Genomic DNA, 9,965 nt, shown 5'->3' with positions numbered 1-9,965 from the left:
GCCGCCGTCGCCAACGAGTACTTCATCGCGGCGATCAACCGGGTCGGCGTCGAGGAGTACGGCGACAACGACTTCTACGGCACCAGCTACTTCGTCGACCCGCGCGGCCAGTTCGTCGGCGAGGTCGCCTCCGACCGCGACGAGGAACTCCTCGTGCGCGACCTGGACCTCGGGCTGATCGACGAGGTGCGCCAGAACTGGGCGTTCTACCGCGACCGCCGCCCCGACGCCTACGGCCCGCTGGTGCAGGCATGAGCGACGACCTCCTGGCGCGCACCCGCGCCGTCCTCCCGTCCTGGCTCGCGCTGTACTACGAGGAGCCGATCGAGATCGAACGGGGCGAGGGCCGCTACGTCTGGGACGCCCGCGGCAACCGCTACCTGGACTTCTTCGGCGGCATCCTCACCACGATGACGGCGCACGCGCTGCCCGAGGTGACCAAGGCCGTCGCCGACCAGGCCGGCCGGATCATCCACAGCTCCACGCTGTACCTCAACCGCCCGATGGTGGAGCTGGCCGAGCAGATCGCCGCGGTCTCCGGCATCCCGGACGCCAAGGTCTTCCTCACCACGTCCGGCACCGAGGCCAACGACACCGCGCTGCTGCTCGCCAGCACGCTGCGCCGCTCGAACCAGATCCTGGCGATGCGCAACAGCTACCACGGGCGGTCCTTCTCCACGGTGGCGGTCACCGGGAACCGGTCGTGGTCGCCCACGTCGCTCTCGCCGTTCCAGGTCTACTACGTGCACGGCGGCCAGCGGTACCGCTCGCCGTTCGCGCACCTGTCCGACGAGGAGTTCATCGCCGCGTGCGTCGCGGACCTCGAGGACGTGCTCGACCAGGCGGGCGGCGACGTCGCCGCGCTGATCGCCGAGCCGATCCAGGGCGTCGGCGGGTTCACCCACGGCCCGGACGGGCTGTTCGGCGCGTTCGCCCGCGTGCTGCGCGAGCGCGGGATCCTGTGGATCTCCGACGAGGTGCAGACCGGGTGGGGCCGCACCGGCGAGCACTTCTGGGGCTGGCAGGCCCACTGCAATGATCGATACAGCGAGACCCCCGACATCGTCACGTTCGCCAAGGGCATCGGCAACGGGCTGTCCATGGGCGGGGTGATCGCCCGCGCCGAGATCATGGACTGCCTGTCGGCGAACTCCATCTCGACGTTCGGCGGATCGCCGCTCACCGCGGCCGGGGCGCTGGCCAACCTGCGCTACGTGCTCGAGCACGACCTGCAGGCCAACGCCGCCCGGCACGGCCCGACCCTGCTCGACGGCCTGCGCGCGCTCGACTCGCCGATCGTCGGCGACGTGCGCGGCAAGGGCCTGATGATCGGCGTCGAGCTGGTCCGCCCCGGGACCGGCACCCCCGGCGAGCCCGCGCCCGAGCTCGCCACCGCCGTCCTGGAGGGCTGCAAGCGTCGCGGGCTGCTCATCGGCAAGGGCGGCCTGCACGGCAACGCGCTGCGCATCGCCCCGCTGCTCACCCTCACCGCGGAGGAGGCGGCGGAAGGACTCGCCATCCTGACGGCCGCGATCGAGGAGGCCACACCATGACCCGCACGCTGATCCGGGGCGGACTCGTGATCACCGCATCGGACGAGACCACGGCCGACGTCCTGATCGAGGACGAGAAGGTCGTCGCGCTGGCCGACCCGGCGTTCGCGCAAGGCTGGACGGCCGACACGATCATCGACGCCACCGGCAAGTACGTCATCCCGGGCGGGGTCGACGCGCACACGCACATGGAGATGCCGTTCGGCGGCACCTTCGCCTCCGACACGTTCGAGACCGGCACGCGCGCCGCGGCGTGGGGCGGCACCACCACGATCGTCGACTTCGCCGTGCAGTCGATGGGCGGGTCGCTGCGCGAGGGCCTGGACGCCTGGCACGCCAAGGCCGACGGCAACTGCGCGATCGACTACTCGTTCCACATGATCCTCGCCGACGTGAACGACGGCACCCTCAAGGAGATGGAAGCGCTCGTCGGCGAGGGGATCAGCAGCTTCAAGCTGTTCATGGCCTACCCCGGCGTCTTCTACTCCGACGACGGCAAGATCCTGCGCGCGCTGCAGAAGGGCGCCGAGACCGGCGGCCTGATCATGATGCACGCCGAGAACGGGATCGCGATCGACGTGCTCGTGGCGCAGGCCCTCGAACGCGGCAACACCGACCCGAAGTACCACGGGGTGGTCCGCCACGCGCTGCTGGAGGCCGAGGCCACGCACCGGGCGATCCGGCTCGCGCAGGTGGCGGGCGCGCCGATCTACATCGTCCACCTCTCCGCCGCCGAGGCGCTCGCGGAGGTGAGCCGGGCGCGCGACGAGGGCTACAACGCCTTCGCCGAGACCTGCCCGCAGTACCTGTTCCTCACCGTGGACGAGCTGGCGCGGCCCGGCTTCGAGGGCGCGAAGTACGTCTGCTCCACCCCGCTGCGCCCGGCCGAGCACCAGGCGGCGCTGTGGCGCGGGCTGCGCACCGACGACCTGTCGGTGGTCTCCACCGACCACTGCCCGTTCTGCTTCAAGGGCCAGAAGGAGCTGGGGATCGGCGACTTCTCGAAGATCCCGAACGGGCTGCCGGGCGTGGAGACCCGGATGGACCTGCTGCACCAGGCCGTGCTGGACGGCCACATCGGGCGGCGGCGCTGGATCGAGATCGCCAGCGCCACGCCGGCCAAGATGTTCGGGCTGTACCCGCGCAAGGGCACGATCGCGCCCGGCGCGGACGCCGACATCGTCGTTTACGACCCGAACGCCCAACAGGTGCTGTCGGCGCAGACGCACCACATGAACGTCGACTACTCCTGCTACGAGGGCCGCACGGTCACCGGCAAGGCCGAGACGGTGCTCTCCCGCGGTCGGGTGATCGTCGACAAGGGCGAGTACCTCGGCAGCCCCGGTCACGGCCGGTTCGTGCGCCGCGACACCTGCGGATACCTCCGATGAGCATCGACGTCGGGTTGGTCCTGCAGACGGACCCGCCCGCGCAGACCGTCGTCGAGCTCATGGTGCGGGCCGAGGAGCTGGGCTTCAGCCACGGCTGGACGTTCGACTCGCACGTGCTGTGGCAGGAGCCCTACGTCATCTACCCGCGGATCCTCGAACGGACGCAGCGGCTGGTGGTCGGGCCGATGGTGACCAACCCGGCCACCCGGGACTGGACGGTCATCGCGTCGATGCACGCCGCGCTGAACGAGCAGTTCGGCAACCGCACGATCTGCGGCATCGGCCGCGGCGACTCGGCGGTGCGCGTGCAGGGCCGCCCGCCCACCACGCTCGCCCGGCTCGAGCAGTCGATCCACGCGATCCGCGAGCTCGCCGAGGGCCGCTCGGTCGAGCTGCACGGCGCGACGGTGCAGATCCCGTGGGTCACCGAGGGCACGAAGCTCCCGGTGTGGATGGCCGGCTACGGGCCGAAGGCGCTCGACCTGGTCGGCCGGGCCGCCGACGGTTTCATCCTCCAGCTCGCCGACCCGTACCTCGTGGAGTGGACGGTCAAGACGGTCCGCTCCTCCGCGGAGGCGGCGGGCCGCGACCCGGCGGCGATCACGATCTGCGTGGCGGCCCCCGCGTACGTCGGCGACGACCTGGGGCACGCCCGCGACCAGTGCCGCTGGTTCGGCGGGATGGTCGGCAACCACGTCGCCGACCTCGTCACCCGCTACGGCGAGACCTCCGCGGCCGTCCCCGCGGCGCTCACCGGCTACATCAAGGGCAGGGAGGGCTACGACTACCGCCACCACGGCCGCGCCGACAACCGATCCACCGACTTCGTGCTCGACGAGGTCGTGGAGCGGTTCTGCCTGCTCGGTCCGCCGTCGGCGCAGCTGGAGCGGCTCGCCGAGCTCACGGAGCTGGGCGTGGACCAGTTCGCCATCTACGCCATGCACGACGCCCGCGAGGCGACGATCGAAGCCTACGGCGCGTCGGTCATCCCTGCCCTGTCCTGAGACGAGTCGAAAGGTCCGTCCGGTGCCCGGCTACCTGATCCTGCACGGCGAGGTGACCGACCCCGAGGGGTACGAGGAGTACAAGGCGAAGGCCCAGGTGCTGCTCGCCGAGCACGGCGCGCGCTACCTCTCCCGCGGTGGTGCGGCCACCCCGCTCGAGGGCGAGTGGCTGCCGCGGTTCGTGATCGTGGAGTTCCCGAGCTACGAGGCGGCCCTCGCCTTCTACCACTCGCCCGAATACCAGGAGATCGCCGAGATCCGCAAGCGCTGCAGCACGTCCGCGGTGGCCATCGTGGAAGGGCTCCCGGCGCCCGGCCCGTGACCGTGCGGGCTCAGCGCACCCGCAGCAGCTCGCCGAGCGCGTCGAGCGCCCGGCGCCACCCGTGCGCGGGCGGGGTGGCGTAGCCGATCACGAGCGCGCCGGGCCGGTCCGGGGTCGCCTCGTGCCAGAAGCCGCTCGCGTGCAGCCCGTACAGCAGCACGCCCGCGCGCTCGGCGGCGGCCACGGTCCGGCGCTCGTGCTCGGCGGAACCCATCGGGACCAGCGTGTGCAACCCCGCCGCCACCCCGGCGGGTGCCGGTGCGCCGACCGCGGCGAGCCGGGCGACCAGCTCCTGCCTGCGGGCCCGGTAGGCCAGCCGCATCCGCCGCACGTGCCGGTCGTAGTCGCCGCGGGCGATGAGGTCGGCGAGCGCGAGCTGGTCGACGGCGGGGACCCAGGCGCCGAACGCCTCCATCTCGGCCGCCAGTTCCGCGCGCAGCGCCCGCGGGACCACCAGCCACCCCACGCGCACCCCCGGCGCGAGCGTCTTGCTCGCGCTCCCCGCGAACACGACGCGGTCGGGGTCGAGCGGCTGCAGCGCCCCGACCGGCTGGCGGTCGTAGCGGAACTCGCCGTCGTAGTCGTCCTCGACGACGATGCCGTCGCAGCGGCGGGCCCACTCGACCACCGCCGCCCGACGGGCGGGCGCGAGCACCACGCCACAGGGGTGCTGGTGGGCCGGGGTGAGGAGCGCGAGCGCCTGCCCGTCGGGCAGCGCCGCCGGGTCGGCGCCCCCGTCGTCGACCGGCAGCGGCACCGCCGGCAGCCCGCCTGCGGCGAGGACAGCCCGGTGCTCGGGGAAGCTCGGGTCCTCCACCGCGGAACGCCGCATCCCCAGCCGGTGCGCCACCCGGGCGAGCAGCGCGAGCCCTTGCGTGAAGCCCGCCGTCACGACCACGGCGTCCGGGTCGGCCCTGACCCCGCGGGTGCGGGCGACGTGCGCGGCGAGGGCGGCGCGGAGCGCGGGCAGGCCGGCCGGGTCGGTGTAGTCCAGCGGCGCCACGCTGCCCGCGAGCGCCCGGCGCACCGCGCTCGCCCACGGCGTGCGGGGGAACGCGGCGATGTCGGGCCGGCCGGGGCGCAGGTCGATCCCCGCCGCCGGCCCGGCCGGGGCGGGCCGGCGGGCCGGCTCGGCCGGGGCGGCCACGGCGGGGACGTCGGCGACCACCGTCCCCGAGCCCGCGACGCCGACGAGCCAACCCTCGGCCACGAGCTGGCTGAACGCCTGCACGACCGTGCCGCGGGACAGCCCGAGGTCGGCCGCGAGGCTGCGCGTGCCCGGGAGCCGGGTGCCGGGGGCGAGCCGGCCCGACCGCACCGCCTCCCGCAGCGCCGCCTCCAACGCACGCCCGCGCCCCCTGCCCTCCCCGAGCTCGAGGTGCAGGTCGAGCCCGCGGACGTGGCTCACCGGGCGCGGGCCGGCGGGATCCGCGCCTCGATCCCGGCCAGGAAGTTGGGGCACTCCAGGAGATCGGGCGCCGGGCAGTTCAGGCCGTGGGCGATCATCTCCCGCGCGGCGGTCGCGATGGCGATGCGGCGCTCCAGGTCGGCGTCGTGGCGGGCGAGCACCTCCTTGCGGGTGGCGGGGTCGCCGGCGTGCAGCAACTCGCGCACCTGCTCCAGCCCGAAGCCGAGCTCCTTGCACTGCAGGATGATCGCCACCCGTGCGAGCGCCTCCGGCCCGTACCGGCGCCTGCCGTTGACCCGGCGGGCCGGGGCGAGCAGGCCGACGGCCTCCCAGTGCCGCAGGACGTGCGTGGCGAGCCCGAACCGGTCGGCCAGCTCCCCGATCGTCATCTCGCCCCTTGACTTCACGTCAACATGAAAAGGCAGGCTCGAGCCGTGGACAAGGCCTTTCTCGAGAACCTGCTCGCCTTCGACGCCCGCCCGGACTCGGTGCAGCTGCGCAAGCGGTCCTTCGAGCTGCTCGAGGCCGGGCCGGGCCGCCGCGTGGCCGACGTCGGGTGCGGTGCGGGCACCGCCGTCGCCGAGCTCGCCGCCGCCGGTGCCGACGCCGTCGGCGTCGACGCCGCGGAGGAGGCGGTCGCTTTCGCCCGCGAACGCCACCCGGGCCTGCGGTTCGAGCTGGGCGACGCGGCGAAGCTGCCGTTCCCCGACGAGAGCCTCGACGGCTACCGGGCGGAGAAGCTCTACCACGCGCTCGACGACCCCGGCGGGGCCTGCGCCGAGGCGCACCGGGTGCTCGCCCCGGGCGGGCGGATCGTGCTCCTCGGCCAGGACTGGGACCTGTTCGTCATCGACTCCGACGACCCCGCCCTGACCCGGACGATCATGACCGCGGCCGCCGACGAGCTGCCGCACGGGCGGGTCGCCCGCCACTACCGGGCCCTGCTGCTCGACACCGGCTTCACCGACGTCTCCTGCGAGGTGCACACGCCCGTGCTCGACCCGGCGCTGGCGATGTTCGTCGTCAACCGCCTGGCCACCGGCGCGGTGCGCACGGGAGCGGTGAGCCAGGCGGAGGCCGACGGGTGGCTCGCCGAGCAACGCGGGCGGGCCGAGCGCGACCGGCTGTTCGTCGCGCTGCCGCTGTTCCTGGCCGCCGGCCGGCGACCGGTCACACCGTCCTGATCGTGGCCATCATCGCCATGTCCTCGTGTTCGAGGTTGTGGCAGTGGAACACGAACTTGCCCCGGTGGTCGGTGAAGCGGACGGCGACGTCGACCACCTCGGCGGGGCGCACGTCGACGGTGTCCTTCCAGCCCGCGTCGTACGGCGACGGCCCGGAGGCGCCGCGGCGCAGCACCTGGAACGCGTCGAGGTGGACGTGGACGGGGTGGTGGACGTCGGTGACGAACCGCCACACCTCGGTCTCGCCGAGCGGGATGTCGGCGAGCGAGGTGTCCGGGTCGAACGTCGTGCCGTTGATCGTCCAGCCGGTGTGGTCGCGGGCGATGCCGCGGTTGAACCGGAACGTGCGCGTCGGGGCGTCCGACGCCGGCACGAGCGGCTCGACCTCGGCCAGCCTGGCCGGCACCCGGCTGTCGTCGGCCGCGGCGCGCACCACGCGGAAGCGCATCACGCGACCCGCCGTGCCGCCGTCGAGGGCGTTGACCATGGTGACCTCGGTGCCGACCGGCACCGCGGAGAAGTCGACGACCACGTCGAACCGCTCGCCGGGCGCCATCTCGATGGCGGTGTGCTCGATCGGGGCCGGCAGCAGCCCGCCGTCGGAGCCGATCTGCACGAACGGCAGGTCGGGGCCGTCGGGCACGGTGAGCACGAGGCGGTAGCGGCGGGCGTTGGAGGCGTTGAGCAGCCGCAGCCGGTAGCGGGCGGCGTCGACCTCGTGCACCGGCCACGGCGCCCCGTTGACCAGCACGACGTCGCCGAGCACCCCCTCCATCCAGTCGTCCTCCACCCCGGGCAGCGACCGCATGCTCTGGTCGAGCGCCGGGTAGGCGAACGAGCCGTCCTCGGCGAACGCGCGGTCGCAGATCATCAGCGGCAGCTCGCGGTCGCCGCGGGGCAGCGGGAGGGCGTCCTCGACCTCGTCGCGCACGATGTGGAACCCGGCCAGCCCGCGGTAGACGGCCGGGCCGGTGAAGTCCATCCGGTGGTCGTGGTACCAGAGCGTGGCGGCGCGCTGGTCGTTCGGGTACCGGTGCTCGCGGGTCCCCGCGGCGTAGTCGCCCACCATGCCGGCGTGGATGCCGTGGATGCCGGTCCGGTCGCCGGCCTCGCCCACCGGCAGCACCAGGTCCAGCGGCCAGCCGTCGTGCTCGGCGGGGGTGTGCCCGCCGTGCAGGTGCACCACCGTCGGCACCGGCAGCTCGTTGCGGTGGCGCACCACCACCGGCCGGCCGCGGCGGGTCTCGAACGTCGGCCCGGGGAAGATCCCGTCGTAGCCGAGGATCGGGGTGCGCACCCCGGGCAGGATCTCGGCCTCGGCCACGCGCTGGGTCACCTCGTAGACCTCGGCCCCGTCCGGGGCGAGGTCGACCGGCCGGGCCACCGGCGGCACCGGCAGCGGCACCCGGAACGGCTCCGGCAACGGCAGCCTGCTCGCCAACACCTCCCCCGTGGAGCCAGCCGTCGCGCCCGGGCCGCACCCGGGCAGCGCGGCGAGCGCGGCGGCCCCGCCGAGCAGCCCGAGGAACGTCCGCCGGGACATCCTCACGCTCATCGCCTCCCCCTCGGGCGACGGGCCGCCGGGCTCCAGGCCCACGCGGCGAGCAGGACGGCGGTGACGACGATGGCGACGCCGAGCGGGACGTGCAGCTCCAGCTGCCCGGCGTGGCCCATCCCGATCTGGATGCCTTCGGCGAAGAACAGCGCCACGGCGACCGGGAGGATCCACAGCCGGCCGCGGCCGGCGACGACGTACAGCAGCGCGCCCGCGATGAGGGCCATCGCCACGAGCGCGAGCAGCGACCCGATCAGGCCGTGCACCTCGATCGCGTCGACGTCGCCGGTGAGGTAGCGACCGGCGAGCACCGGCTGGGCGAGCACGGCCGCGAGGTGCCCGGTGAGCAGCACCCGCATCGTCCACAGCGACGCCCGTGGCGCCCTGCGCGGGGCGACCTTCTGGGGCACGAGGGTTTCCACGCCACCGAAGCTATATGTAGGCGGCCTACCTATGAATCAGGGACATCCCTGATGGAATACCGGATTCGCCGGCGCCGTGGATACGTAGCATCCCTGTACATGAAGCCCGACGCCGTCCGCGGCCACCTCGACGGGCTGATCCTCGCGGTCCTCGAGGACGGCCCCCGCCACGGGTACGCGATCATCGAGGCGCTCGCGGCCCGCAGCGGTGGCCGGCTCGACCTGCCCACCGGCACCGTCTACCCGGCGCTGCGCCGCCTGGAGCGGGCGGGGTTGCTGTCGGGCACCTGGACCACGGTGGGCGGGCGCGAACGGCGCACCTACACGCTCACGAGGGCGGGCAAGCACGCCCTGGCCGGCCAGCGCGCGGACTGGAACGAGTTCAGCGCGGTGGTCGACGCCTTCCTGCGGCCCGCGGAGGGGACGCCATGACCGTCACGACCGACCCCGTCGACGCGCACGTCGCCGCGCTCGAACGCGCGCTGCACGGGCTGGACACCGTCAAGCGGAGCATGATCGCCGAGGTGCGGGACGGCCTGGCCGATGCGATCGCCGACCACCGGCGGCGCGGGCTCGACCCGCAGCGCGCGGCCGCGGCGGCCGTCCGCGACTTCGGCCCCGTGCGCGAGGTCGCCCCGCTGATGCAGGAGGAGCTCACCGCCCGGCAGGGGCGGCGCACGGCAGCGCTGGTGGTCGTCGCGTTCCCCACGCTGCTGTTCGTCTGGGACGCGCTGTGGATGAGCGGACTCGGCTGGACGGCGCCCCCGTCGCCCGAGGCGCCCGTGCTGGCCCGCGCGGTCGACGTGCTCACGGTGGTGGTCACCGCGGCCGCGTTCGTGCTGCTCGTGGCCACGTTCCGGCAACGCCCGCTGCCCCGCTGGGTCACCGGGCTGGCCGGGCTCGTCGCCGCCGCGGGCGTGGCGGGCTGCGGCGGCATGTCGCTGATCATGAACCTCAAGGGCCCGGCCCCGGAGCCGGCCACCGCCGTCGTCCTCGGCATCACGGCCATCGTGGCCGGGCTGATCACCCGGTCGGCGATCCGGTCGCTGCGCATCGCGCGCGAGGTATGCCCGCCGGACGAGCTCGCGATCGGGTAGCGGCTACACCGACAACACCTGTCAGGGTT

12 protein-coding genes are annotated in these 9,965 nt (G+C 73.9%); 8 read left to right on the top strand and 4 right to left on the bottom strand.

From position 1 onward, the window contains the following. The 5 genes from VKZ81_RS12740 to VKZ81_RS12720 form a co-directional block, all read left to right on the top strand. On the top strand, positions 1-255 hold a 255-nt coding region (locus tag VKZ81_RS12740), incomplete at its 5' end, for a nitrilase-related carbon-nitrogen hydrolase (protein WP_324241719.1). After that, positions 252-1,553 (top strand): aspartate aminotransferase family protein, encoded by a 1,302-nt coding sequence (locus tag VKZ81_RS12735; protein ID WP_324241718.1) that lies wholly within the window; start codon positions 252-254, stop codon positions 1,551-1,553. The genes VKZ81_RS12740 and VKZ81_RS12735, both read left to right, overlap by 4 nt. Further along, positions 1,550-2,944: a dihydropyrimidinase gene (gene hydA, locus VKZ81_RS12730; RefSeq protein WP_324241717.1), complete on the top strand. Its 1,395-nt coding sequence runs from the start codon at positions 1,550-1,552 to the stop codon at positions 2,942-2,944. Before VKZ81_RS12735 ends, hydA begins: the two co-directional genes overlap by 4 nt. Before the next feature lie 2 nt (positions 2,945-2,946). Beyond that, positions 2,947-3,948: a TIGR03842 family LLM class F420-dependent oxidoreductase gene (locus VKZ81_RS12725; RefSeq protein ID WP_324241724.1), complete on the top strand. Its 1,002-nt coding sequence runs from the start codon at positions 2,947-2,949 to the stop codon at positions 3,946-3,948. A gap of 22 nt (positions 3,949-3,970) precedes the next feature. Further along, entirely contained in the window at positions 3,971-4,270 is a 300-nt protein-coding gene (locus VKZ81_RS12720) for a DUF1330 domain-containing protein (RefSeq protein WP_324241716.1), read from the top strand. Positions 4,271-4,280: 10 nt separating this feature from the next. Here VKZ81_RS12720 and pdxR read toward each other — a convergent pair whose 3' ends face one another. After that, positions 4,281-5,678 carry a MocR-like pyridoxine biosynthesis transcription factor PdxR gene (pdxR, locus tag VKZ81_RS12715; RefSeq protein WP_324241715.1) on the bottom strand — a complete coding sequence of 466 codons (1,398 nt, stop codon included), beginning with the start codon at positions 5,676-5,678 and terminating at the stop codon, positions 4,281-4,283. Then, a complete protein-coding gene (locus tag VKZ81_RS12710; protein ID WP_324241714.1) occupies positions 5,675-6,085 on the bottom strand; it encodes a MerR family transcriptional regulator in 411 nt (136 codons plus the stop codon). Before VKZ81_RS12710 ends, pdxR begins: the two co-directional genes overlap by 4 nt. A 27-nt stretch (positions 6,086-6,112) precedes the next feature. Between VKZ81_RS12710 and VKZ81_RS12705 the strand changes: the two genes are divergently transcribed. Continuing rightward, positions 6,113-6,862 carry a methyltransferase domain-containing protein gene (locus VKZ81_RS12705; RefSeq protein WP_324241713.1) on the top strand — a complete coding sequence of 250 codons (750 nt, stop codon included), beginning with the start codon at positions 6,113-6,115 and terminating at the stop codon, positions 6,860-6,862. Here VKZ81_RS12705 and VKZ81_RS12700 read toward each other — a convergent pair. Both VKZ81_RS12700 and VKZ81_RS12695 read right to left on the bottom strand, forming a co-directional pair. Next, entirely contained in the window at positions 6,849-8,417 is a 1,569-nt protein-coding gene (locus VKZ81_RS12700) for a multicopper oxidase family protein (RefSeq protein WP_324241712.1), read from the bottom strand. The genes VKZ81_RS12705 and VKZ81_RS12700 overlap by 14 nt on opposite strands. After that, positions 8,414-8,839, bottom strand: a complete 426-nt coding sequence (locus tag VKZ81_RS12695; RefSeq protein WP_324241711.1) for a hypothetical protein — start codon at positions 8,837-8,839, stop codon at positions 8,414-8,416. Before VKZ81_RS12695 ends, VKZ81_RS12700 begins: the two co-directional genes overlap by 4 nt. A gap of 99 nt (positions 8,840-8,938) precedes the next feature. On the opposite strand from VKZ81_RS12695, the gene VKZ81_RS12690 reads away from it, so the two are divergent. Both VKZ81_RS12690 and VKZ81_RS12685 read left to right on the top strand, forming a co-directional pair. Continuing rightward, positions 8,939-9,271, top strand: a complete 333-nt coding sequence (locus VKZ81_RS12690; protein ID WP_324241710.1) for a PadR family transcriptional regulator — start codon at positions 8,939-8,941, stop codon at positions 9,269-9,271. Continuing rightward, positions 9,268-9,936, top strand: a complete 669-nt coding sequence (locus VKZ81_RS12685; RefSeq protein WP_324241709.1) for a permease prefix domain 1-containing protein — start codon at positions 9,268-9,270, stop codon at positions 9,934-9,936. The genes VKZ81_RS12690 and VKZ81_RS12685 overlap by 4 nt, the downstream gene beginning before the upstream one ends. Positions 9,937-9,965 lie beyond the last annotated feature (29 nt).

This window comes from Pseudonocardia sp. (genome assembly GCF_035305885.1).
GTDB lineage: Bacteria > Actinomycetota > Actinomycetes > Mycobacteriales > Pseudonocardiaceae > Pseudonocardia.
The sequence above is the reverse complement of the archived record's forward strand: the minus strand, read 5'-3'. Positions and strand labels throughout refer to the sequence as shown.